The following is a 24,341-nucleotide window of genomic DNA, read 5'->3' as shown; positions in this document are numbered from 1 at the left end:
AAATTTGCATTTATGAGTAAAACGGTAAATATACTTGTAGCTCCTCTTAATTGGGGACTAGGACATGCAACACGTTGTATCCCTATAATAAAGGCATTACTAGCAGATGGGTTCCATGTTATTATAGCAAGTGACGGTATTGCTTTAGGGTTATTACAAAAAGAGTTTCCGCATTTAGAAGCGATCAAACTCCCTTCTTATAACGTCGAGTATCCAGAAAAAGGACAACACTTTAAACGAAAAATGTTGTCTAATATTCCCAAAATAGGAAAGGCAATCCGGGAGGAGCATAAAGCACTAAACGATATTTTAGAACAGTATAACATTGATGGTATTATTTCAGACAACAGGTTAGGGCTCTTCACTTCAAAAGTACCTACGGTGTTTATCACACATCAATTGCAAGTATTAAGTGGCAAAACTACGGGAGCTACTACCTTTTTACATAAACGGTTTATAAAACGTTTTGATGAATGTTGGGTACCAGACTACAAAGGGAGTGCAAATCTCAGTGGTATTCTTGGTCATCCTAAAAAAACAGTATATCCCATACAATACATAGGGCCTCTAAGCAGAATAAGCAAAGAGGAAATACCAATACGCTATGATGCCCTTGTTATTTTATCTGGTCCAGAACCTCAGCGATCTATATTAGAAACAGTATTACTCGCTGAACTCAAAAAATACAATGGCAGTGTTTTATTTGTAAGAGGCGTTGTAGAGGAAGAGGAAGTCCGTATGCAACAGAAAAACATTGAGATTGTAAACTTCTTAACGTCCGATAAACTTACCGCTGCTATGAATAGTAGTGATTTTATCATTGCTCGATCTGGCTATACAACAATCATGGATGTAGCTGCTTTACAGAAAAAAGCCTTTTTTATTCCAACACCAGGACAACCTGAACAAGAGTATTTAGCGAAACGATTAAAAGAAAAAGGAATTGCTCCGTATTCCAAACAAGAGAATTTTAAAGTAAAGGACCTTGCAAAATTAAGTGTTTATAAGGGATTTGAGCAACCACAAGAAGTGATTGATTTAAGACAGTTTTTCGGCCTTTTCAAGGGTGAAAGAAAATTCAGATCCAACGCCAAACTCGCTTTCGACATAGATTTTCTCATCATGCGCTTCAATAATATGCTTGACAATAGAAAGGCCTAATCCAGAACCTCCCACTTTACGATTTCCTGATTTATCTACACGATAAAACCGCTCAAAAAGTCTAGGGATATGTTCACTTTCTATTCCATCACCATTATCTGTGATACGAATAAGCACTTTATTTTGAATTAAATCTTGAATACTCACCTCTGTAGTTCCATCATTTTTTCCGTATTTGATAGAATTCTCAATAAGGTTTGTCAATAACTGTTGAATTCGTTCTTCATCTGCATTCACTAGAATAGGCTCTTCATACGTATGATCAAAGGTTAATGTCACATTTTTTTTTGCTGCCTTCATCTCTAACAATTCAAATGCACTTTCAACCAATGCTACAATATCAAAATAGGTATAATTAAGATTTAAATCACCTACTTCCAGTTTTGTAATCATATCGAGATCATTTACTAAATAGATAAGACGCTCTACACCTTTATCTGCTCTCTCTAAATATTTTTTACGCACCGATTTGTCCTTAATCGCTCCATCTAATAGTGTAAGAATATATCCTTGTACAGTAAATAAAGGTGTTTTAAGCTCATGGGCAACATTCCCTAAAAAGTCTTTACGGTACTCATCTTTAATTCTTAGCGACTCTATCTCAAGCTTTTTACGTGTGGCATAACGCCCCACCTCATCACTAAGCGATTTTAAATCTGTTGTAATTCTACCAGGCTTGAGATCGGCATCTTCTAGTAGTGTTACCTCGTCATAGATATTTTTTACTCTTCTGTAAATAAACACCTTAGTGCGATAGTAGATAATAACAAAAAGAAATATAAAACAAAAAAGGGCCACCATAGCGACAAGAATCCAATCAATGTTTTCCTGCCAATATCCAATCCCTACAAGTATCCCTGAAAAAAAAAGCGTTACATATAGCGCCGTAACTATTGAAAAACCATATGACCTCCTAAAGTCGTCTGTCATTAAATTACAAATTTATATCCCACTCCTTTTATTGTCTTAAAAGATTCATCACCTATTTTTTCTCTTAGCTTACGTATGTGGACATCTATAGTACGACCACCTACGACCACTTCATTTCCCCAGACTCTATCTAGAATATCTTCTCTCTTAAAAACTTTCCCTGGTTTTGATGCTAGTAATGAAAGTAACTCAAACTCTTTTCTAGGCAAGACAATCTCTTCCTTCCCTTTCACAATTTTATACTCTTCTCTATTTATGATAATATTACCTACTTTAATAATTTCGGAAGACTCTTCTTTTTCTTTTAACCTGCGTAATAATGCTTTTACTTTACTAATAAGCACTTTTGGTTTAATAGGCTTTGTAATATAGTCATCTGCGCCTGCATCAAATCCCGCCACTTGAGAATAATCTTCACCTCTAGCCGTAAAAAAAGTAATAATAGTATCGGAGAGATCTGGATTTTTACGCAATAATTCACATGCCTCTATCCCGTCCATTTCTGGCATCATGACATCCAGTATAACAAGATGTGGCTTGTGTTTCTTACCTAATTTAACAGCTTCTACACCATTAGCTCCTGTGATCACATGATACCCTTCATTAGATAAGTTATATCCTACAATTTCTAAGATATCTGGCTCATCATCTACTAATAATATTTTGATGTCTTTATTCTTCATGTGTGTATCACAATTTGATGTTATAAATATACTCTATTATATATTCTTTATTAAATCACTAAAGTAATTTATTCCACACGTTACCCAGACAAAATCAATATTAAGAATGGGTTAAATATTTACGCTTTCGCGAAAGCAAAAACAGCTACCATTATTACATTTTGTATTTTTGCACCTTATTACTAAACTAATTAACGATTATGAAAAAAATTACTCTTTTAATTGCATTATTCATCTCTTGCCTTTCTTTTGGACAGGTAGTGATCAATGAAGTCGATGCAGATCAAACTGGAACAGACACGATGGAGTTTGTCGAGCTCTTTTCTGAGATGCCAAATCAATCTCTTGATGGTCTTGTCCTTGTTCTTTTTAATGGATCTGATGATGCTAGCTACAATGCAATAGATTTAACAGGTTTTTCTACAGATGCCAATGGGTTTTTTATTGTAGGAGGTGATGAGGTAATGGGCGCTGATATTATGATAGGTGCTAACAATACCATCCAAAACGGAGCTGATGCCGTAGCTGTTTACACTGGAAATATCGATGATTTTCCAAATGACACTCCCGTAGCAACAGCAAATCTAGTAGATGCTATTGTGTACGGAACAAATGATGCTGATGATGCTGGATTATTAGCTGGATTAGGAGAAACAGTACAATACAATGAAGACAACGTAGATGCAGATGTCGAGTCACTACAACGTCGTGACGATGGTACCTACTGTACAGCAACACCTTCACCACGTGCAGCAAACGGATGTTCTGCTTGTACACTTTCTTTTAGTTTTAATGATGCTACTTGTGATGATGTTACTACAGGTGAAGATAGCGTTACGTACCTTGTAGATTTTACAGGTGGTGGAGCAGAGATGGTTACACTAGCTCTTGACGGAACTACAGGAACTATCGGAGGTGACGATCCATCTAGTGCAACAACTGGAACAATCTCTATAAGTGTGAGCGAAGGAGTTGATTTTGCTTTAACTGCGACTGGAACAACATGTGACGTAGCAATTGATTTATTTGCTGTAAACTGTGTTCCTACTACAAACGTAGCAGACATTGCAGAACTTAGAGCAGGTATAGAAGGCGTTGAATATTTACTTACTGGAGAAGCTGTTCTTACATTCCAGCAAAGTTTTAGAAATCAAAAATTTATTGAAGATACATCTGGAGCCATTCTTATCGATGATTCTGCGGGTGCAATTACAACAATGTACACCATAGGAGATGGGATTACAGGAATCTTAGGAACCTTAGGTTCTTTTAATGGAATGACACAATTTGTACCTTCAGAAGATCCTGGAGCTGCTACTTCCACTGGAAATGCAGTAGTACCACAAATGGTTACAATTACAGAACTTAATGCAAATCCAAATGATTTTGAGTCAGAATATGTACAATTAGCTGACCTTACTGTAGACAATTCTGCAAACATGACATGGGTCACTGGTACAGAATACCCAATTTCAAATACAGATGGAGATTATGTATTCAGAACGTCATTTTTTGATGCAGATTATATTGGGGAAAACGTTCCTACAGAAGCAACTATTGCTGGGATCATCACAGAACGTAATAACGGAGACTACTTTATCACTGCTCGTGATTTAAATGATATAGAAAATACTTCTTCTTGTACACTTGTATTAGGAGCGACAACTGTTACTTGCGACACAGAAACTTCAGGTCAAGACGGCACAACAGTTACTGTTGATTATACAGGAGGTGGCACTGAAACATACAACCTTATATCTTTAGGTGGTGGTGCAGTTTCTGGAGATGACCCTTCTACAGTAGCAGAAGGTACAATTATAGTATCTGCTGTTTCTGAAGCAACTACCATAACGCTCGAAATCACAAGTACAAATTGTTTTATCTCTGTAGATATCACAACACCAGCTTGTGAAGAAACACCAGAAGTTGCAACTATTGCAGAATTAAGAGCACAAGCGGAAGGTGAAGAATTTGTTTTAAGCGCAGAAGCAGTCTTAACATTCCAGCAATCACAACGTAATCAAAAATGGATAGAAGATGCTACTGGAGCGATTGTTATTGATGATCCTGCTGGCGTAATCACAACTACATATGCTATAGGAGACGGAATTACAGGAATAAGAGGAACATTAGGTTCTTTTAGCGGACTTTTACAATTCTCTCCTTCACAAGATCCAGGAGCCGCTAGCTCAACTGGGAATGAAATTATACCACAAGTAGTATCTATTACAGCGCTTAATGCAGATGGAGAAGCATACGAGTCTGAATATGTAGCTATCTCAGGCGTTACTGTTACAAACACCACTGGAGATACCAACTGGCTTATGGATACAAACTATGACGTTACAAATACTGATGGTACCTTTACATTACGTACTAATTTTGATGAAGCTGATTATGTAGTAAATCCAGATGCGGTACCAACGACAGAAGTAAACATTGCTGGACTTATTGGTCAGTTTAATGATACGTACCAAATCACTCCTAGATTTTCTGCCGATATTGATATTGCACTTTCTATTGAAGAAAACACTATTAATGGCTTATCAATATATCCTAATCCAGCGCAAGATGTTGTAACAATCTCTACAGCTTCAAATACAGAAAAAGAAGTATCTGTATTTGATATTACTGGAAAACTAGTATTACGTACAATGACAGTAAATACGATCAATGTACAAACATTAGAAACAGGAATCTACTTAATGACGATTAATGAGAATAACGCTACGGCAACAGCTAAGCTGATTGTTAGATAATCTCTCATCTATAACATTGACAAAAAAGCGCCTTTTAAAAAAGGCGCTTTTGTTTTTATACAGCTATTTATTCCAAAGGGATTAATACCTTTGTTTTAAATCAAGCATATGGAATATCAAGATATTTTTGCGATACAAACTCCTCAAGAATTTGAGCAAAAAGCCCTTGACACATTCCGATATCAATTTGAAAACAATTCAATCTATCGTTCTTTTTGTGACTTATTATACAAACACCCAAGTGACATTAAGAGCTTAGAAGAAATTCCTTTTCTACCTATTTCTTTTTTTAAGTCGCATGAAGTAACCACTTCTCAATCAAAAGCAGAAGCGATATTCACAAGTAGCGGAACCACTGGAAGTATCACCAGCAAACATTATGTAAAAGATCTCGCTTTATATGAGGCTAGTTTCCTAAAAGGATTTACTCAGGCTTATGGAAACATAGAAGAGTATGTTATTCTTGCTTTACTCCCTTCATATCTTGAACGCACAGGGTCTTCACTAGTGTATATGGCAGATCATTTAATTAAAAAAAGCAACCATGAAGATAGCGGGTTTTATCTGCATGATTATTTCGCTTTAAGCGAAAAATTAAAAAGCCTTGACGCCTCTGGTCAAAAAATACTTCTTATAGGCGTAAGTTTTGCTTTATTAGATCTCGTAGAAAACGATCATTTCTCTTTAAAAAATACCATTATCATGGAAACAGGAGGCATGAAAGGAAAACGAAAAGAAATGATACGAGAGGAACTTCATCAGGTATTATCCGAAGGGTTTGGTGTTTCAGAAATACATAGTGAATATGGCATGACAGAACTCTTGTCTCAAGCATACTCAAAAGGTAAAGGTATTTTCACAACACCTCCATGGATGAAAATATTGGTAAGAGATCCAGAAGATCCATTTACCATACTCCCACACTCAAAAACAGGAGGACTCAACATCATAGATCTAGCTAACATCCATTCTTGTTCTTTTATTGCAACACAAGATCTAGGCGCCACATACCATGATAACACCTTCTCTATTGTAGGCAGATTCGATAATTCTGACATACGAGGCTGTAATCTCATGGTCCTTTAAAAATCAAGCAACCTTCCTCAGCGTAGGACTACAAGGCATTTACACGAAACTAAATTTTAATTTTGATGCAAGCTTCGGAGTCGCTAATCCATTGTCGATGCCAATAAAATATTATAATTATGTTAAAAATGTAATGTTCTACATTTTTGACGACCTAATGTTTGTAAAGTTTAAATAATAAAAGATTTAAAAAAAATGTTTTGTAAGCTTTTAAACTTTTAAACAACAAATAAATTAGTAGTAAAGAAAATAAGATATTACTAAATATTTTAAATAATAGAATTATAAAATCACAAGTAAATAGTACTTGAAAAAATAAAATATAAAGATTAGAAAAAATTCATAATTGATTGGTTAGTTAGTTAGAAAACCCTAGTAGAGCATCTTGCCACTAGGGTTTTTGTTTTATGTATTTTTGACAATATCATTTCAATTACATATAACTCAAATTAAGTTTCAAAAAACAAATAAGGAATAATTGACAATTTCTTTGTAAGCTTATTTAAAAATACCGACTGAAACCTCATAATAAATCAAAAATCAACAAATAAAGACGTACTCATGAAAAAATCACTAATCATATTTATAGGATTATTACTTGTTGGATTTTCAATTCAAGCACAACAAACAGATTATTACCTTAAAAAAGGATACGTTGCTGAAGGATACGATGTTACTGAATACTTTAATAACAAAGCCGTCGAAGGTGACAAAAAGTTCACCACAGAACATGACGGAGTCAAATTCAAATTTGTAAGTCAAGCAAATCTTGACAAATTCAAAGCAAACCCTGACAAATATACTCCTCAATATGGGGGTTACTGTGCATATGCAGTTGCCGATAAAGGAAAAAAAGTAAGCGTTGATCCTAAAACATTTGAAATAAGAGATGGAAAGTTATATCTCTTTTATAATTCATGGGGCGTAAATACTCTAGAAAAATGGCAAGAAGAAGGGCCGGAAAAATTAAAAGGACAAGCAGATGCCGCTTGGAGTAAAGTAAAATATAATAAATAAAATAAAAGATTATTCATAATTGATTGGTTAGTTAGTTAGAAAACCCTAGTAGCACATCTTGTTACTAGGGTTTTTTCATGTATACATCATAGGCAAATAGTATTCAATCTTTCCATCCACTTAAACACTCCTTTTTCCAGTGAAACCTTAGGCTCATATGAACGCTAAGGGTAACCATCTTACTTCGAAATAGTTTTTATATAATATATAGATATTACGCTTTTAATTATGTTATTTAATTCTTGTCAAAAAAATTAGTTTCTAGAAAAATTGACATTTTTATGTAAGTATCTAATTTTATCTCGACCTAGTCTTTATAAAATTAATAATCAATACTATAAAACAAATAAAATGAAAAAATTAACCTTAATAATCGCAACAATTCTTATCAGTTTATCCTCTCAAGCGCAACAAATTGACTATTATTTAGATAGTGGATATATCGCTGAAGGATACGATGTAACAGAATATTTTAACAACAAAACTGTAGAGGGAAGTAAAAGCTATGTAACCACATATGATGGCGCAAAATATAAGTTTGCATCACAAGCTAACCTAGACAAGTTTAAAGCAAACCCTACTAAATATGTTCCTCAATATGGTGGATATTGCGCATATGCACTTGCGACAAACGGAAAGAAAGTAGATGCCGACCCAGAAACATTTGAAATAAGAGACGGTAAATTATATATGTTCTATAATTCTTGGGGGAAAAATACCTTAAAGAGCTGGAAAAAAGAAGGACCAACCACTCTACAACCTAAAGCAGATAGAAACTGGGAAAACGTAAAATACAAAAATTAGTTTTTCACCCCTTTTACCAGAACAGCCCATTAGATTTTATACTAATGGGCTGTTCGTTTTTATTCTAAAATGTACTGTTTAATTAAACTACTCTTATAATAAAGTAATTTCTTCTTCCTCTTTGTAACAGCACAAATTTGTTATTAATCAATTGTTCGTTTGTGATTTTAAAATCTTCAGTAACTTTCTCTTTATTAACAGAAATAGAATTTTCTTTAAGCGCTCTTCTGGCTTCTCCGTTAGATTTTAAAAATCCTGTCTTTTCTGCAAGGGCTCCAATCATATCAAGACCTCCTTCGATTTCAGATGTAGCAACCTCAGCTTGAGGGACTCCTTCAAAAACATCTAGGAAAGTCGCTTCATCCAGATCTTTTAAATCATCACCTGTAGATTTTCCAAAAAGAATATTTGAAGCCTTTACTGCATTTTCTAATGCTTCTTCTCCATGTACTGTAACAGTTACTTCTTCTGCAAGCTTTTTCTGAAGTGCTCGCTGATGAGGCGCTTCTTTATGAGCCTCAATAAGCGCAACTATTTCTTCTTGATTCAGAAACGTAAATATCTTAATATACTTTTCTGCATCTTCATCACTTGTATTTAACCAGTATTGGTAAAACTTATAAGGAGATGTTCTTTTTGAATCTAGCCATACATTTCCACCTTCACTTTTTCCAAACTTACTCCCATCAGATTTTGTAATTAATGGACACGTAAGTGCATATCCTTTTCCGCCACCTATACGACGTATTAACTCTGTTCCTGTGGTGATATTCCCCCATTGATCACTTCCACCCATTTGGAGTGAGCAATCATTATTCTGATATAAGTGCAAGAAGTCATAACCTTGTACAAGTTGGTATGTAAATTCTGTAAAAGACATTCCATCAGAGGATTCTCCAGACAAACGATTCTTTACAGAATCTTTTGCCATCATATAATTAACAGTCAAGTGCTTTCCAACATCACGAATAAAATCTAGAAATGAAAATTCCTTCATCCAGTCATAATTATTCACCATCACTGCTTCATTATCTGCTCCAGAGGTAAAATCTAAAAACTGTGATAGTTGTTTACGCACACACTCTTGGTTATGACGTAATGTTTCTTCATCAAGTAGATTACGTTCTGAAGATTTCCCTGAAGGATCCCCTATCATTCCTGTTGCACCTCCTACCAGCGCCACTGGTTTATGCCCAGCTCTCTGAAAATGTGCAAGCAACATAATAGGCACTAAATTCCCTATATGTAAAGAATCTGCTGTGGGATCAAACCCTACATAAGCGCTTCGCATTGCTTCCATAAGGTGTTCTTCGGTATTAGGCATCGCATCGTGCACCATACCTCTCCATTGCAATTCTTGAACAAAATTTTTAATCATCGAAATTTCTTTTTGAGGATGCAAATATAAAAATTAAAGTGGCGTTATTGGGGTACTTGAGCAGAGTAGATTATATTTATACTCATGATTTTAGTTACAGGAGGTACAGGACTCGTCGGAATGCATTTATTACTTGCTCTTACACAAGAAAGCAAACCCGTGCGATCTACGTTCAGATCTCTTAAAAAAGTACAGGAGGTGGAGGCTTTTTTTGCTTTCGCGAAAGCGGAAACAGCATTCAAAACAATAGATTGGGTAGAGGCAGATATCACAGACGTGCCTTCACTCGAAGTCGCTTTTAAAGACATTACACATGTATATCATTGCGCTGCACTGATCTCTTTTGACCCCTATGATTTTCAAAAACTACTAAAAACCAATGCTGAAGGAACTGCTAATGTGGTGAATTTATGTCTCGCATATCAAGTTCAGAAATTATGTCATTTGAGTTCTGTCGCAGCGTTAAGCAAATTACCTAACAACCCCATTACAGAAGAAAATATCTGGGACCCTAATGAAGCTAATTCTGTGTATGCTATTTCAAAATACGGTGCCGAAATGGAGGTTTGGCGGGGCACACAAGAGGGGCTCGAAGCTATTATTTTTAATCCCGTTATCATTTTGGGAGAAGGTGATTACACAAAAGGTAGTGGTATATTATGTAATCATACCCTAAAAGAAAAGACATTTTTCCCAAAAGGAAGTAATGGATTTATAGATGTAAAAGATGTTGTGCATCTTATGATACAAGGTCTTCATAGTTCTATAACAAAAGAACGTTATATTCTAGTAGGAGAGAATACTTCTTATAAAGATATCTTAGATCGTATGGCAACTAGTTTTTCTAAAAAACCTTCTAAAAAATCACTTTCTAACGGACTTCTTAAGATTCTTATTTTAGGAGATTCTTTTTTAGGATTATTTACTCGCAAACGAAAAATCACTCGTATAAGTGCCGCTTCTATTCAAGGGATAGAAGTATATAGTTCAGAAAAAGCAATACAGCAATTTTCGTATACACCCACGCCTATAGATGAGACATTAAAAAGAATACAACAGCATATAGCTACAAAGAATCTATAACAATTTCCTTAGATATTCTAAAAGGAGCATTTGGTTTCTTTTCTTTATCTATAAGACTATTTTTATCTAATTTACCTGCAATACTATCTAATTTCTTGATACTGTCTTTTTCGCGTTGTATTTCTTTTGCTCTCGCTGTACGAATAGAGTCCTTAACCTTCTTTTCAATTTTTGCTAAAGAATCATAAAGGGAAAACTCTCCATCTATTCGCTTCTGAATAGACAAATACATATTCTTATACGCTTCAATATCTGAAGAATAATAGGAAACACTTTTAGCATATTGCAAGCTATCTATATCAAACTTTTCAAAAATATAGGTTTCTGGCTTCACATCATACTTACTAAGTTTTTGAATATCATAACCTCTCGCTCCATTTAAGATAGACATCTCATAAATAATAGCTTCCATTTTTGCTCTGTCTATAAGATTTTCTGGCTTTTCTACATCCGGAATATCTTGACAGCTTACAACAAATAGTATAAAAAGTATGTATATGAATGATTTCATTATCTATCAAAAGTTAAGCGCTCTCCAAATGTATCATCATATACTTTAAAATTCTTGTATGCCAATCTACCATTTACAAAGGTATGCGTGATACGTGATTTAAATGTAGTGCCTTCAAAAGGAGACCATCCACATTTATATAAGATATTTTCTTTTTGCACTGTCCAAGGCGCATTCAAATCTACAAGAACCAAATCTGCCTTATATCCTTCTCTTATATATCCTCGTTTTTCTACTTGAAATAAAATAGCGGGATTATGACACATTTTCTGAACAATTTTTTCCAGAGAGATACGTCCTTGATGATAAAATTCTAACATCGCTGGTAATGCATGCTGTACTAATGGCCCTCCGCTAGGCGCTTTTGTGTATACCTGATCTTTTTCTTCTAGTGTATGAGGCGCATGATCTGTAGCGATTACATCTATTCTATCATCTAGCAGTGCTTTAAAAAGTTCTTCTCTATCTGCAGCAGTTTTTACAGCAGGGTTCCATTTAATATGAGTTCCTTTATCTTCATAATCTTGATCTGAAAACCATAAATGATGTATACACACTTCAGAAGTGATTTTCTTTTCTTCCAAGGGTATTGTATTATCAAAAAGATGGGTCTCCTTAGCCGTAGAAAGATGGAAGACATGTAAATTGGCTCCTGTCTTTTTTGCTAGTTCAATCGCTCTTGAAGAAGAGATATAACAGGCATCTTCACTACGGATAATAGGGTGTAAGTGAATCGGAATATCATCTCCATAACGCTCTTTGTAAATCGCTAAATTATCTTTGATCGTCTGCTCGTCTTCACAATGCACAGAAATTCTCAAATTGGTAGAAGAGAATATTTTTTCCAATATTTCTTCATTATCTACAAGCATATTCCCCGTAGAGCTTCCTAAAAATAATTTAAGCCCTGCAACATTTTTCTTATCTACCTTAAGAATCTCTTCTAAATTATCATTGGTTCCACCAAACATAAAAGAATAATTTGCATGAGAATGCTCCTTGGCAATGGCAAATTTTTCTTCTAACTTTTCAATCGTAGTCGTTTGCGGGTTTGTATTAGGCATTTCCATAAAAGAAGTAATTCCACCTGCAACAGCTGCTCTTGACTCACTTTTAATATCGGCTTTATGTGTAAGTCCTGGTTCTCTAAAATGTACTTGATCATCTATAATACCCGGCAATAAATATTTCCCTTCTGCATCAAAAACATGCACATCAGAAGATTTTGCACTGATACTTTCTCCTATCTCCTGAATAACCCCTTGATGTACGAGGATATCCCCATGCATAATAGTACCTTCATTTACTATATGCACATCCTTTATTAAAATTTTTTCCATTTTATTTTTTCCCCTTAAAAAGATGGTTTAATCGTAATCGGATTACTCCAAAAACAGCTTCTGAAATAATTCCTTTACTCATTTTACTTTGTCCTTTTGTTCTATCTGTAAAAACAACTGGTATTTCTACAATAGCAAATTTTTTAATGTATGCTTTGTATTTCATTTCTATTTGAAAAGCATATCCTACAAAACGAATTTTGTCTAGGTTTATGGTCTCAAGCACTTCTTTTTTATAACAAATAAAACCAGCGGTTGTATCATGTATGTCCATACCCGTTATTAAACGGACATATTTTGAAGCACCCCACGAGAGTAATACTCTACCCATAGGCCAATTTACCACATTAACACCTGTCACATAACGCGACCCTATAGCAATATCTGCTTGATTTTTCGCGCAAGCGTTATAAAGCCGTATAAGATCATTCGGGTTATGCGAAAAATCGGCATCCATCTCAAAGATATACTCATACCCTTTATGTAACGCCCATTTAAAGCCTGCAATATACGCCGTTCCTAAGCCAAGCTTCTTTTCTCTTTCTAAAATAAACAAGCGATCTTGATAATCTGACTGTAGTTCTTTTATCTTTTGAGCAGTACCATCTGGCGACCCGTCATCTACAACAAGAATATCAAAAGCACGCTGTAACGCAAAAATATTACGTACAAGTCGTTCTATATTTTCAATTTCATTATAAGTAGGTATAACTACTAAAGCGTTTGCCATGAACTATTGCTTTCGGCAAATGTACTTATTTTCTGGATGTAGAAAATATGAAGTTGGTGGCTTTTACAGGTATTTTATGGTATTTTTAACGCATCTTAAATCATACTATTGGAAACTGCCTTAAAAACAATCGTTAATAAAGACTGGATTACCCTACTTCTAGTGCTATCTTTTTTAGTGCTTGTATTAGGTAAGTTTTTCTATACACAACAATTTCAAGGATTACTTCCTTTTTTAGGATCAGATAAATACGTCACAAGAGCAAAAGACAAAAAATCACTACACCCTTTTACTATACTATTATCTATACATCAAATTACAATACTCTCCTTGTTTCTATTTTTATGGTATACAATATCACTAGGAAAAGAATACACACTATTACCTGATTTATATCTTAAAATACTTATAGGTTACATCCTATTTGAGATAGTAAAGACACTTATTGATAAAATTATTGGGTATTTATTAAATGTTCAAGGAGTCATGCAATTGTACTTAAACAGGAAGCTAAACTTTAAAAATATGTTAAGTATTCTTGTATTAATACTTTGCTTTTTTGTTGTTTACAGTGATTTTGTTACCGTTCAACTTTTACAAATAAGTTTATGGTCTATTATTGGCTTATACTTCATTTCATTAGCGATTACAATAAGTAAATATCAAGATCAAATTCTTTCACTTCCGTCTTATTTTATTTTGTATTTTTGCACTCTCGAAATAGCACCCTACTATATTTTGTATCACATAGCTACATAAATAGATAGGGTTTTATAAAAAGAGTATCTATGAAAGTGAAAACTATTTTAGTCTCACAACCAAAACCTAAGGTTGAAAACTCGCCGTACTTTGAATTAGAACAAAGACAACGCGTAAAGATAGATTTCATCCCATTTATACATGTGGAAGGAGTATCTAGCAAAGAGGTTCGATTACAGAAAATAGACCTAAATGACTACACTGCTATTATCTTAACTAGTCGTAATGCTGTAGATCATTTCTTTAGAATTGCAGAAGAGATGCGATTTAAAGTGCCAGACAGCATGAAGTATTTTTGTCAAAGTGAAGCAGTCGCTTTTTATCTACAGAAATATGTCGTGTATCGTAAACGTAAAATTTATGTTGGCAAGCGTACTTTTGTAGAGATGACACCACTTATCAAGAAGCATAAAAATGAAAAGTTTTTATTACCCTCTTCAGATAAGCTTAAAGACATTATCCCACAAACACTAGATGAATTAGGTGTAAATTGGAAAAAATCTACCTTCTACAAAACAGTGGTAAGTGATTTATCAAATTTAGAAAATGTATTTTATGATATCCTAGTATTCTTTAGCCCTAGCGGCATAGAATCACTACTTCATAATTTCCCTAATTTTAAGCAGAATAATACTCGCATCGCTGTTTTTGGAAATACAACGATAAAAGCTGCAGAAAAAGCAGGTCTTAAAATTAATATTCAAGCGCCTACCCCGCAGACTCCGTCTATGACAATGGCCTTAGAAAAATACATCAAAGAGGTTAATAAAAAGTAAACTTCTTTTACACATTACAAACCCACAAGATTATATGTTGTGGGTTTTTTTATACGCTTTCGCGAAAGCGTACACATTCCAACCAAAAAAAAGGAAGACATAGCTTGTAACAAAGGATATCTTCCTATTTTTGCACCTAAGCCAAGAACCTCAAGGCTAGTCCGCGAGGCATTTGCAGGAAACTAATTTTTGATTTCTGAGGCAAACCTCAGATCATTTACATCTCGATTATCGAGTAAAAAGTACCAAAATACATGTACAGAAGTCATAACAACGGAAGCCTAAGAGCTAGCGATATTAACACAGAAGTAACCCTATCAGGATGGGTTCAAAAATCGAGAGATAAAGGATTTATGATCTGGGTAGATTTACGAGATCGTTACGGAATCACACAACTTATATTTGACGAAGAACGCACTCCAAAAGATATGATGGAGCAAGCAAAAACGTTAGGAAGAGAGTTTGTTATTCAAGTAAAAGGAACCGTTATTGAACGCGCTTCTAAAAATCCAAATATCCCTACGGGAGATATTGAAATCTTAGTATCTAAGCTTACAGTTCTTAATGAAGCCTTAGTACCTCCTTTCACGATTGAAGACGAAACAGACGGAGGAGAAGATGTACGTATGAAGTATCGCTATTTAGACATACGAAGAAATCCTGTTAAAGACAGTTTAATCTTTCGTCATAAAGTAGCTATGGAGGTGCGAAAGTATCTTTCTAATGAAGATTTTATAGAAGTAGAAACACCATACTTAATTAAATCTACACCAGAAGGAGCGCGTGACTTTGTAGTTCCTTCTCGTATGAATGAAGGACAATTTTACGCATTACCACAATCGCCACAAACATTCAAACAACTCCTTATGGTAGGAGGAATGGATAAATACTTCCAAATTGTAAAATGTTTTAGAGATGAAGATCTAAGAGCAGATCGTCAGCCAGAGTTTACACAAATAGACTGTGAGATGGCGTTTGTAGAACAAGAAGACATTCTAAATATTTTTGAAGGGCTAACACGCCACTTACTTAAAGAAGTAAACGGAGTAGAAGTAGAAAAATTCCCTAGAATGTTATATGATGATGCGATGCGTCGTTATGGAAATGACAAACCAGACATCCGTTTTGGGATGGAGTTTGGAGAACTTAATGAAGTTGCACAGCACAAAGACTTTAAAGTCTTTAATAACGCCGAACTTGTTGTAGGAATTGCTGTTCCTGGAGGAAATAGCTATACTAGAAAAGAAATAGACAAACTTATAGACTGGGTAAAACGCCCACAAGTAGGTGCCTTAGGCATGGTATATTCACGCTGTAATGATGATGGATCTTACAAATCTTCTGTAGACAAATTTTATGATCAAGACGATCTTGCAAAATGGGCAGAAGTTACAGGAGCAAAACTCGGAGACCTTATCTGTGTGCTTTCTGGAGATACCAATAAAGTAAGAGCTCAATTAAGCGCTTTACGCATGGAGCTAGCCGAAAGATTAGGACTTAGAGATCCTAAAGTATTTGCACCATTATGGGTCATAGACTTCCCATTACTAGAACTAGATGAAGAAACAGGTCATTACCATGCAATGCACCACCCATTCACATCTCCAAAGCCAGGACAAATAGAATTACTAGCTACTGATCCTGGTGCTGTAAAAGCAAATGCATATGACCTTGTCCTAAATGGAAACGAAATAGGAGGAGGTTCTATTAGAATACACGACAAAAAGACACAAGCCCTAATGTTTGATTATTTAGGATTCACTCCTGAAGAAGCAAAAGCACAATTTGGCTTCCTTATGGATGCGTTCCAATACGGAGCACCCCCACACGGCGGACTTGCTTTTGGATTGGATAGACTTGTGGCGATACTTGGCGGACAAGAAACAATACGAGATTTTATCGCATTCCCAAAAAACAACAGTGGTCGAGATGTTATGATTGATGCTCCAGCAGCTATTGATGAAGACCAACTTAAAGAATTACACCTAAAATTAAATGCATAAAGCAAGGCGTATTTTTATTATCCTACTTTTTTTTGCTCTTGTAGCAGTATTTGCTATTGGGTTTTATTATAAATCCCAAGAAGGTCAAGAAATCATTGGAAATAAATTAGTAGGATTTGCACTTGTAGGAGGCTTTTTTGTGCTCATGCCCCTGTTTATCTACCATCGCTGGAAAGATAAAAATGTACACGACTATATGCTTACAAAAGAGAATATTCTAAAAATGAAGGAATTTAATGACTCAAAAGAGCGCTGAATCCCATTAGTTTACAAAAATAAAACGGTTTGAAAACAATATGTTAAAAATTAAAGCGTAAGTTTGTACTTTATTAATATTTTTATTTTTTATAATGGAAGGAACAGTTAAATTTTTCAATGAGTCAAAGGGTTATGGTTTTATAACTAATGACGACACCGGTAAAGATATCTTTGTACACGTTACAGGTCTTAATGGAGAAACTATCTCTGAAGGTGATAAAGTTGAGTACGTAGAAGAAGAAGGAAGAAAAGGAATGACAGCTGCACAAGTACGTGTACTGTAATGATATAGATAATATCTTTTTACGATTATTAAAGCCTGCAATTGCAGGCTTTTTTTATGCCTTTAATTTAAATTTCGCTTCTCTACAAAAAAGCGTTTCAATAAGTTTTTTGCATCTTCTGCCAGTACACCTCCTTCTATTTCTGTTTTGGGATGCAACTTCGTTCCCATCACTTTACAACCACGCTGTTCGTCTGTAGCACCATAAACTACCCTATCTATCTGACTCCAATATAAAGCCCCCGCACACATTTGGCAGGGCTCTAATGTGACATACAAGGTACATTTATGCAAATATTTTCCACCCAAATAATTTGCAGCAGCAGTAATCGCTTGCATTTCTGCATGTGCTGTAACATCGGTAAGACGCTCGGTAAGGTTATGAGCTCTTGCAATAATAGTATTATTTACCACTACAACAGCGCCTACAGGAATTTCTCCAAGTTCGTAGGCTGTTTCAGCTTCAACCAATGCTCTTTTCATAAAATAAACATCATCAAAAGGTTCTATCATAGGAATCGTATTTCAATATTCAAAAATACAATATCAAGACGTACCTTTGCCATATGCTAAATCACATTGATAGTCCACAAGCATTAAGACAGCTCACAATTGACCAATTACCGCAATTAAGCAAGGAACTGCGTCAGTTTATCATTACCATCCTATCCACAAAAGAAGGGCACCTAGGAGCTAGCTTAGGCGTTATTGAATTAACCATCGCATTGCATTATGTATTTAATACACCAGACGATAAACTTATTTGGGATGTAGGACATCAAGCATATGGTCATAAAATTTTAACCGGACGAAAAGATATTTTTCACACCAATAGACAAAAAGGAGGCCTTAGCGGATTTCCTAAAATCTCTGAAAGCAACTACGATACTTTTGGCGTAGGACATAGTAGCACTTCTATTTCTGCAGCATTAGGAATGGCTATTGCCGCTAACCTACAAGACAAAAAAGAACAACAACACATTGCTGTAATTGGTGATGCCTCTATCGCTAGCGGAATGGCTTTTGAAGGTTTAAACCATGCTGGTGTAACAGACGCTAACTTACTTGTTATACTCAATGATAATGCGATTGGTATTGATCCAAGTGTAGGTGCTTTAAAAAAATATCTCACCAACGTCAAAAAGGGAACTGCTAGAGAAGAAAACATTTTTGAAGCGCTTAATTTTGACTATCATGGTCCTGTAGATGGTCATGACCTTCCTACACTTATAAAGACATTAAAAAAACTTCAAAAAATAAAAGGCCCTAAATTTCTTCACGTAATCACTACAAAAGGAAAAGGACTGGCTCTAGCCGAAAAACATCAAGTCACCTATCATGCACCAGGAAAGTTTGATGCTGCCACTGGAGAACGCCACTCTAAAGATACCACACAATTACCCCCTAAGTATCAAGATGTTTTTGGACACACTATTGTAGAACTTGCCTCAGCTAATAAAAAAATAATAGGAATCACTCCTGCCATGCCTACTGGAAGCTCTCTTAAATATATGATAGAAGCTTTTCCTGATCGCGCATTTGATGTAGGTATAGCAGAGCAACATGCAGTTACATTATCTGCAGGTATGGCGACACAAGGGATGGTTGTATTTTGTAATATCTATTCTACATTCTTACAACGAGCTTATGATCAAATCATACACGATGTAGCGTTACAAAATTTACCTGTGATATTTTGCTTAGACAGAGCTGGACTTGTAGGTCAAGATGGCCCAACACATCATGGATCGTTTGATTTAGCATATCTTAACTGTATACCCAATATGATCATCTACGCCCCTAAAGACGAGATAGATCTTCGTAATATTATGTATACAGCGCAATTAGGCTTACCACATCCTATTGCTATACGATATCCTAGAGGAAGAGGAGTTACCATTAACTGGAAACAGCCATTTCAAAAGATCACTATTGGCAAAGGACATTGTATTCAAAAAGGAAAACACATTGCTATTCTATCCATAGGAACCGTTATACACAATGCCCTAAGAGCCACAGAAGACAAATCATATACTATTAGTATTTACGATATAGGATTCTTAAAACCTATAGACACAGAACTTCTTGATGCTATTTTCAATACATATAACGTTATTATTACTATAGAAGATGGCACTATTAAAGGCGGACTAGGAAGTGTTATTACTGATTACGCTTTCGCGAAAGCGTATAAAGGGATCATCACACCTCTTGGAGTACCAGACGAGTTTATAACACATGGCACTACAGAAGAGCTTCAAGAAGAAATAGGTATCTCACCTAAAGAAATAGCAAATACCATTGAAACATACCTATAAAAAAAAGGCTGATTTAAATTAAACCAGCCTTTTTATCAATTTATATTGATGTGCTTACTCAATGATAAGCTTTTTAGTAATCGCGCTTGTATCACTAGTAATATTCATAATGTATACTCCTCTAGATAATCCTGTTGCATTAACAGATATAGTACCTTCAAGAGTTGCAGGCTCATTATAAACTTCTCTACCGTTGATATCATAGATACGTATTTGACCTTCACCAAATGTACCAGCTACACTCACTGTAATCTCTCCATTTGAAGGATTAGGGAATACACTGAATACAGAGTCTAGATCACTTTCATTTACACTAAGTAATTCTTCACAGTTTTCAATAACATCACCTGGAATATCAAATGCTTCTACTTGATCAAATCTGTTATTAGAACTTCCTTGCTCTGCACTAAATCCTGCTCCACGAGCAGCAAACACATTCCAGATAGTACAGGTTGCAAAATCTTTTTCATCCTCAGGGATAAGTGTGTTAATTTCTACTGCAGCAAGAATAGCATCTCTACCATCAAGGAATCCAGGGCTACATGGTTGTAATTTTAAACCATCTACTACTAATTGTAAAGCAATATTGTTTCCTCCAGTTCCATTATAAAAATCATCATCAAAACCATACTCATCAATAAATGCCCAAGTCATATCCCATATCATTGTTGACCAAACAGTACCAATACCATGTGGCTGAGAAATAGCTGGGTTATTTACATCATCGTATGTTAATGAATTCACAGAAAAATCAGTGCTATAAGGTGCAGGACGTATTCCTGGTCCATCAATAGGCTGACCAACAGCGTATGTTCCAATACCTCTACCTTGTTCTGCTGTATCTCCATCTCTCATTGTAAGCATTAGTCCGAAGTAATCAGACCATCCTTCTCCCATTTGCTCAGCATTACCTAAACATCCAGAGTTAAAACGACCACCAGTTAAACGGTTAGAAATACCATGTCCATACTCATGAGCAATAATTCCATTATCTAAACTACCATCTAATCGGAAAGGACCTCCATTTACTATAGAAACATTTATTGTTTCTCCACCTTCAAGTGCTGCAATAATTGCTTCACCATCAGCTAAACTTACCATCATACTAGGAATTGTCACTTGATCACCTACAGCACCAGCTCCCATAGGGAAAATAGGATCTGTAGAATTAGTAACTACAATTACAGCGATTGCACCTTCATTTTCGGCAGCTAATACTTTCACTCCAAATTCACACTCTCCTCTTCTTATTACAGCAATATTACCACTTAACTCAGCTCCATTTGTAATAGTATCACAAGCATCTGTAGGATCTGTAGAAGCTCCTGAATCGTCATCTTGTACTAGAGCAAGATCTCCTACTATTGGTGTTTCTTCTGGTAACGGTTCTCCAAAAGCAGCACCTATACCTACATAACCTCCATCTAAGGTTCCTCCGTTTATTGTAAGAGCTTCACCTGGAGGTCCTGCTGGGTCAAATAAAAACATTTGCATTCTAGGAGCATTACCATCTGGAGGTGTTCCAAAGTTTGCATTATTTGTTCCAGAACCATCTTGTGCATCTGCTAATACTAAATCATTACCACTTCCTCCATTTCCATAATTATTCTGTTGGAAATTACCGCTTTCTTCATCAAAACCATAGTGATAAAAAACATCGTGCATGATATTATTCCAGTAAAATAAATTTGTAGTTACTGCATCAAGCATATTTACTGGATCAGTATTTAAATTATATTCAAAGTCAAAGTTTAACTCATCTCCACCATCAGGAGAAGCTCCAACTCCATTATTTCCATTAATATCATCCTGAGCTAAAACATTGTTTCCTCTTGTGATTGTAAAATCAGCACCCTCTACACCATCATTATCATGCCATCCAAAAGGAGACGCCACTAAATCTTGTGGCTCTACCACAATAGATTCATCTCCATGACTAGGGCTTTCTAATGGTAATGCAAATACATTATATTGTTCTCCTGCTAAAAGCTCACTTGCTACTGCAGTATTTTTAGTCATTGAAAAGTCAGAGTTGTTTTGATTAGAAGTTCCAATCGAATTATGATTGTGAGATTCAAATGTACAGCTCACTACCCAGTCATGCTGCTGAAGAATTTGCCCATTTAGAGCATCTACACGCACACTATACCAGTGTTTAGTATCTGTTGTATGAATACTTAAATCCCATGCAAGCTTAATTGTATTATCTTCCATAGGTTGGTACACCAATTTCACAGGCACTTCTTCTAAAGACACGCCACCTTGCGTAAGCACAAATTGCTGTGAAGAAATTGTTTGATTTAAAGAAAAATTAGAATTCCCTAAACCTAAAGAAGTAGCAGCACTAGAAGCTGCTTGTACAGGTGTAAGTACTGGTGAAACTGCATTTACTCTTGACGCAATATCTCTTTGAAGATTACTTGCAACATGAATAATAGAACCGTCTCTAAAAGCAACATTTACATTTCCGTTAAAAACCTCAATGTTATTTACCCTTTGGGTAGCATATACATGAGTTGTTGTACTTTTTTGTGAGAAAACCTCATCTTGAATTTTTAAGTCCGAAACATCTTGATCTGTAACCTCTAATGAAGACGTATTCGCCTGTAGGTGATCTCTAATGATCGTACTGTAATCTTGAGCATTTGTAAGTGCTGTAAAAGCAAACACAAAAACAAACACTGTTAGTTTGTAGAGTTTTAGCATTTTTTTGGTTTTTATATTATAACTAAAAAGTTTGAGTAAGAACAGATATTCTGTTAGTACATTATATTATATACATAACAATCTTATATGCATTATTCCTACTATACTGTCAAAAGTTTATATTTTTGAACAGAAATCAAAAGTATTGCAAATTTATGGATTTTAAAATTTTCAATTAAAAATTAACACTAACTGTTAATTAATCCCAGTAATAGTGTCAATATCTTACAGAATCACTAATGTCGAAGCTTTTTAACAAAAAAAAACACAACAACAACATCTATATTTTTTTTGTTTAGTCTTCAACGTTCTTCTTAAAAACTATTTTAATTCCAAAATAGTTGGTTGTATGAAGTAAAACTAACGAACATTAAGTCCTTTTAATTTTTGAAAAATACGTAGCGATTTGCTATCAGTCATCACAGATACATAATTACATATATTCATTAATTCTTGATACAAAGACATGCCTTCGCTATTAGCATCTTCAAATAGTCTCAAGACTAACGTATCATAATGTGTTGGAGCGTTTGTAATCACTTTACAGCGTTTATCCAAAAGCGTTGAAAGAATTTCATACCCTGCTATTTCTTTTTCGACTACTTCCTGACTTTGATAGATATTTGAAATACTAATTTTCAATATATCGTCTATTTGAGCTTCATATTTGGATTTATCTAATAACGCTTTCGCGAAAGCGCCCTTAAGAATAGCCTCTTCATTTTTCATAAATATAGCAACCGCCTCCTCTATTAACGTTCCTATAGCAAGTGCCCTCAAATAGCCAACACGAGCAGCTTTTGTGGTAAGTTCATAATACTTTTTGGTATTAATATTAGGAACTAGCTTTACCATATACTCCAATGCATATTCTTCTGAAATCAACCCAAGATTAATCCCATCTTCAAAGTCTATAATGGTATAACATATATCATCTGCCGCCTCCACTAAAAAAGTTAATGGGTGACGCGCATAACTTATATCTTTTCCTTTTCTAGTTTGTAACAATCCTAACTCTTCTGCCACTTCCTGAAAAGCTATTTTCTCACTTTGAAAAAAACCAAACTTCTTATCGGCGATATGCTTTGTGGGTTTTACAGGAAGTGACTCTTTAGGGTATTTCATAAAAGCGCCCAATGTTGCATACGATAGCCGTAAGCCTCCTTCTGCACCAGGCTTAGATTCTGTTAATATTTTAAACCCATTCGCATTTCCTTCAAACGCACATAAATCTTGATACTCTTTAGCTGTAAGTTCAGAAGCAAAACGTTTTCCGTTGCCATTTTTAAAATAATCACCTATTGCTTTTTCACCTGAATGACCGAAAGGTGGGTTTCCTATATCATGCGCAAGTGCTGCTGCAGCCACAATAGCTCCAAAATCATTAAACTGATACCTGTGTACTTCAGAAAGATGTGGATATTTTTCCAGAAGTTGTTTTCCCACTTGTCTCCCTAAAGATCTTCCTACCACAGCTACTTCTAGACTATGCGTAAGTCGTGTATGTACAAAATCTGTTTTTGACAAAGGAATCACCTGTGTCTTATCCTGAAGACTTCTAAATGCTGAAGAAAAAATAATACGATCATAATCTACTTCAAAACCCAATCGTGTCTCGTCTTGCTCTTTTCGTAATCGCTTATTTGTATCGCCATGTCTTTTAAGTGATAATAGGCGTTCCCATTGCATCATAATACTCTTATTTAATAGTTGCAAGATACGCGTTGTTACGCTTTCGCGAAAGCGTAATTACAGA

The 24,341-nt window shown here is 35.1% G+C and carries 20 protein-coding genes and 1 pseudogene; 12 read left to right on the top strand and 9 right to left on the bottom strand.

Annotated elements, in window-relative coordinates:
• Positions 1 to 12 precede the first annotated feature (12 nt).
• Positions 13 to 981 (top strand): annotated as a pseudogene (locus Q1A60_RS07500) (glycosyltransferase); the annotation flags it as partial.
• 57 nt (positions 982 to 1,038) lie between these two features.
• Here the strand turns inward: Q1A60_RS07500 and Q1A60_RS07495 are convergent.
• Positions 1,039 to 2,091 carry an ATP-binding protein gene (locus Q1A60_RS07495; protein WP_299763956.1) on the bottom strand — a complete coding sequence of 351 codons (1,053 nt, stop codon included), beginning with the start codon at positions 2,089 to 2,091 and terminating at the stop codon, positions 1,039 to 1,041.
• Complete coding sequence (locus tag Q1A60_RS07490) at positions 2,091 to 2,774, bottom strand: response regulator transcription factor (protein ID WP_299763958.1); 684 nt, start codon at positions 2,772 to 2,774, stop codon at positions 2,091 to 2,093. Before Q1A60_RS07490 ends, Q1A60_RS07495 begins: the two co-directional genes overlap by 1 nt.
• Before the next feature lie 200 nt (positions 2,775 to 2,974).
• Here Q1A60_RS07490 and Q1A60_RS07485 point away from each other — a divergent pair, with 200 nt between their 5' ends.
• The 4 genes from Q1A60_RS07485 to Q1A60_RS07470 all read left to right on the top strand — a co-directional run bounded on the left by Q1A60_RS07485 (position 2,975) and on the right by Q1A60_RS07470 (position 8,440).
• Positions 2,975 to 5,533 carry a DUF5689 domain-containing protein gene (locus Q1A60_RS07485; RefSeq protein WP_299763960.1) on the top strand — a complete coding sequence of 853 codons (2,559 nt, stop codon included), beginning with the start codon at positions 2,975 to 2,977 and terminating at the stop codon, positions 5,531 to 5,533.
• A gap of 108 nt (positions 5,534 to 5,641) precedes the next feature.
• Positions 5,642 to 6,619: an acyl transferase gene (locus tag Q1A60_RS07480; protein ID WP_299763962.1), complete on the top strand. Its 978-nt coding sequence runs from the start codon at positions 5,642 to 5,644 to the stop codon at positions 6,617 to 6,619.
• 561 nt (positions 6,620 to 7,180) lie between these two features.
• Positions 7,181 to 7,636 carry a YHS domain-containing (seleno)protein gene (locus Q1A60_RS07475; RefSeq protein WP_299763964.1) on the top strand — a complete coding sequence of 152 codons (456 nt, stop codon included), beginning with the start codon at positions 7,181 to 7,183 and terminating at the stop codon, positions 7,634 to 7,636.
• 351 nt (positions 7,637 to 7,987) lie between these two features.
• Complete coding sequence (locus Q1A60_RS07470) at positions 7,988 to 8,440, top strand: YHS domain-containing (seleno)protein (RefSeq protein ID WP_299763967.1); 453 nt, start codon at positions 7,988 to 7,990, stop codon at positions 8,438 to 8,440.
• Between the two features lie 82 nt (positions 8,441 to 8,522).
• Here Q1A60_RS07470 and tyrS read toward each other — a convergent pair whose 3' ends face one another.
• The gene (gene tyrS, locus Q1A60_RS07465) at positions 8,523 to 9,818 is read right to left on the bottom strand and encodes a tyrosine--tRNA ligase (RefSeq protein WP_299763969.1); all 1,296 of its coding nucleotides are present in this window, start codon (positions 9,816 to 9,818) and stop codon (positions 8,523 to 8,525) included.
• 84 nt (positions 9,819 to 9,902) lie between these two features.
• On the opposite strand from tyrS, the gene Q1A60_RS07460 reads away from it, so the two are divergent.
• The gene (locus Q1A60_RS07460; protein WP_299763971.1) at positions 9,903 to 10,901 is read left to right on the top strand and encodes an NAD-dependent epimerase/dehydratase family protein; all 999 of its coding nucleotides are present in this window, start codon (positions 9,903 to 9,905) and stop codon (positions 10,899 to 10,901) included.
• Here the strand turns inward: Q1A60_RS07460 and Q1A60_RS07455 are convergent.
• Genes Q1A60_RS07455 through Q1A60_RS07445 form a run of 3 tightly spaced genes read right to left on the bottom strand, consistent with a single transcriptional unit; the run spans position 10,885 to position 13,482 of the window.
• Positions 10,885 to 11,412, bottom strand: a complete 528-nt coding sequence (locus tag Q1A60_RS07455; RefSeq protein ID WP_299763973.1) for a DUF4296 domain-containing protein — start codon at positions 11,410 to 11,412, stop codon at positions 10,885 to 10,887. The genes Q1A60_RS07460 and Q1A60_RS07455 overlap by 17 nt on opposite strands.
• Positions 11,412 to 12,752 (bottom strand): dihydroorotase, encoded by a 1,341-nt coding sequence (locus Q1A60_RS07450; RefSeq protein ID WP_299763976.1) that lies wholly within the window; start codon positions 12,750 to 12,752, stop codon positions 11,412 to 11,414. Before Q1A60_RS07450 ends, Q1A60_RS07455 begins: the two co-directional genes overlap by 1 nt.
• A gap of 1 nt (position 12,753) precedes the next feature.
• Positions 12,754 to 13,482, bottom strand: coding sequence for a polyprenol monophosphomannose synthase (locus tag Q1A60_RS07445; protein ID WP_299763978.1), 729 nt, complete (start codon positions 13,480 to 13,482; stop codon positions 12,754 to 12,756).
• A 108-nt stretch (positions 13,483 to 13,590) separates the two neighbouring features.
• Here Q1A60_RS07445 and Q1A60_RS07440 point away from each other — a divergent pair, with 108 nt between their 5' ends.
• From Q1A60_RS07440 to Q1A60_RS07420, 5 genes are all read left to right on the top strand, one after another.
• Complete coding sequence (locus Q1A60_RS07440; RefSeq protein ID WP_299763980.1) at positions 13,591 to 14,241, top strand: DUF4271 domain-containing protein; 651 nt, start codon at positions 13,591 to 13,593, stop codon at positions 14,239 to 14,241.
• Between the two features lie 29 nt (positions 14,242 to 14,270).
• Positions 14,271 to 15,017: a uroporphyrinogen-III synthase gene (locus Q1A60_RS07435; protein ID WP_299763982.1), complete on the top strand. Its 747-nt coding sequence runs from the start codon at positions 14,271 to 14,273 to the stop codon at positions 15,015 to 15,017.
• Positions 15,018 to 15,271: 254 nt separating this feature from the next.
• Positions 15,272 to 17,020, top strand: a complete 1,749-nt coding sequence (gene aspS / locus Q1A60_RS07430; RefSeq protein ID WP_299763984.1) for an aspartate--tRNA ligase — start codon at positions 15,272 to 15,274, stop codon at positions 17,018 to 17,020.
• Positions 17,013 to 17,276, top strand: a complete 264-nt coding sequence (locus tag Q1A60_RS07425; protein WP_299763986.1) for a hypothetical protein — start codon at positions 17,013 to 17,015, stop codon at positions 17,274 to 17,276. The genes aspS and Q1A60_RS07425 overlap by 8 nt, the downstream gene beginning before the upstream one ends.
• A gap of 94 nt (positions 17,277 to 17,370) precedes the next feature.
• The gene (locus tag Q1A60_RS07420; protein ID WP_089369861.1) at positions 17,371 to 17,562 is read left to right on the top strand and encodes a cold-shock protein; all 192 of its coding nucleotides are present in this window, start codon (positions 17,371 to 17,373) and stop codon (positions 17,560 to 17,562) included.
• A 62-nt stretch (positions 17,563 to 17,624) separates the two neighbouring features.
• On the opposite strand, the gene Q1A60_RS07415 is transcribed toward Q1A60_RS07420, so the two are convergent.
• Positions 17,625 to 18,074, bottom strand: a complete 450-nt coding sequence (locus tag Q1A60_RS07415; RefSeq protein ID WP_299763988.1) for a nucleoside deaminase — start codon at positions 18,072 to 18,074, stop codon at positions 17,625 to 17,627.
• 53 nt (positions 18,075 to 18,127) lie between these two features.
• On the opposite strand from Q1A60_RS07415, the gene dxs reads away from it, so the two are divergent.
• Positions 18,128 to 19,879, top strand: coding sequence for a 1-deoxy-D-xylulose-5-phosphate synthase (dxs, locus tag Q1A60_RS07410; RefSeq protein WP_299763990.1), 1,752 nt, complete (start codon positions 18,128 to 18,130; stop codon positions 19,877 to 19,879).
• A 54-nt stretch (positions 19,880 to 19,933) separates the two neighbouring features.
• Here dxs and Q1A60_RS07405 read toward each other — a convergent pair whose 3' ends face one another.
• On the bottom strand, positions 19,934 to 22,585 hold the full coding sequence (locus tag Q1A60_RS07405; protein WP_299763992.1) for a T9SS-dependent M36 family metallopeptidase: 2,652 nt from the start codon (positions 22,583 to 22,585) through the stop codon (positions 19,934 to 19,936).
• A gap of 360 nt (positions 22,586 to 22,945) precedes the next feature.
• On the bottom strand, positions 22,946 to 24,274 hold the full coding sequence (locus tag Q1A60_RS07400; protein WP_299764391.1) for a deoxyguanosinetriphosphate triphosphohydrolase: 1,329 nt from the start codon (positions 24,272 to 24,274) through the stop codon (positions 22,946 to 22,948).
• Between the last annotated feature and the right edge of the window lie 67 nt (positions 24,275 to 24,341).

Origin of the sequence: uncultured Dokdonia sp., assembly GCF_947492535.1 — a bacterium.
Classification (GTDB): domain Bacteria; phylum Bacteroidota; class Bacteroidia; order Flavobacteriales; family Flavobacteriaceae; genus Dokdonia.
Note: the sequence above shows the minus strand (reverse complement) of the source record. Positions and strands in the feature narration are given on the sequence as shown.

What these genes read in the sequence shown, in the direction of transcription:
- Q1A60_RS07470 (WP_299763967.1), top strand. Translation starts at nt 7,988, where the DNA reads ATGAAAAAATTAACCTTAATAATCGCAACAATTCTTATCAGTTTATCC.
- Q1A60_RS07485 (WP_299763960.1), top strand. Translation starts at nt 2,975, where the DNA reads ATGAAAAAAATTACTCTTTTAATTGCATTATTCATCTCTTGCCTTTCT.
- Q1A60_RS07415 (WP_299763988.1), bottom strand. Translation starts at nt 18,074, where the DNA reads ATGATAGAACCTTTTGATGATGTTTATTTTATGAAAAGAGCATTGGTT.
- Q1A60_RS07435 (WP_299763982.1), top strand. Translation starts at nt 14,271, where the DNA reads ATGAAAGTGAAAACTATTTTAGTCTCACAACCAAAACCTAAGGTTGAA.
- Q1A60_RS07460 (WP_299763971.1), top strand. Translation starts at nt 9,903, where the DNA reads ATGATTTTAGTTACAGGAGGTACAGGACTCGTCGGAATGCATTTATTA.
- dxs (WP_299763990.1), top strand. Translation starts at nt 18,128, where the DNA reads ATGCTAAATCACATTGATAGTCCACAAGCATTAAGACAGCTCACAATT.
- Q1A60_RS07405 (WP_299763992.1), bottom strand. Translation starts at nt 22,585, where the DNA reads ATGCTAAAACTCTACAAACTAACAGTGTTTGTTTTTGTGTTTGCTTTT.
- Q1A60_RS07490 (WP_299763958.1), bottom strand. Translation starts at nt 2,774, where the DNA reads ATGAAGAATAAAGACATCAAAATATTATTAGTAGATGATGAGCCAGAT.
- Q1A60_RS07445 (WP_299763978.1), bottom strand. Translation starts at nt 13,482, where the DNA reads ATGGCAAACGCTTTAGTAGTTATACCTACTTATAATGAAATTGAAAAT.
- Q1A60_RS07420 (WP_089369861.1), top strand. Translation starts at nt 17,371, where the DNA reads ATGGAAGGAACAGTTAAATTTTTCAATGAGTCAAAGGGTTATGGTTTT.
- tyrS (WP_299763969.1), bottom strand. Translation starts at nt 9,818, where the DNA reads ATGATTAAAAATTTTGTTCAAGAATTGCAATGGAGAGGTATGGTGCAC.
- Q1A60_RS07425 (WP_299763986.1), top strand. Translation starts at nt 17,013, where the DNA reads ATGCATAAAGCAAGGCGTATTTTTATTATCCTACTTTTTTTTGCTCTT.
- Q1A60_RS07480 (WP_299763962.1), top strand. Translation starts at nt 5,642, where the DNA reads ATGGAATATCAAGATATTTTTGCGATACAAACTCCTCAAGAATTTGAG.
- Q1A60_RS07455 (WP_299763973.1), bottom strand. Translation starts at nt 11,412, where the DNA reads ATGAAATCATTCATATACATACTTTTTATACTATTTGTTGTAAGCTGT.
- Q1A60_RS07450 (WP_299763976.1), bottom strand. Translation starts at nt 12,752, where the DNA reads ATGGAAAAAATTTTAATAAAGGATGTGCATATAGTAAATGAAGGTACT.
- Q1A60_RS07495 (WP_299763956.1), bottom strand. Translation starts at nt 2,091, where the DNA reads ATGACAGACGACTTTAGGAGGTCATATGGTTTTTCAATAGTTACGGCG.
- aspS (WP_299763984.1), top strand. Translation starts at nt 15,272, where the DNA reads ATGTACAGAAGTCATAACAACGGAAGCCTAAGAGCTAGCGATATTAAC.
- Q1A60_RS07400 (WP_299764391.1), bottom strand. Translation starts at nt 24,274, where the DNA reads ATGCAATGGGAACGCCTATTATCACTTAAAAGACATGGCGATACAAAT.
- Q1A60_RS07475 (WP_299763964.1), top strand. Translation starts at nt 7,181, where the DNA reads ATGAAAAAATCACTAATCATATTTATAGGATTATTACTTGTTGGATTT.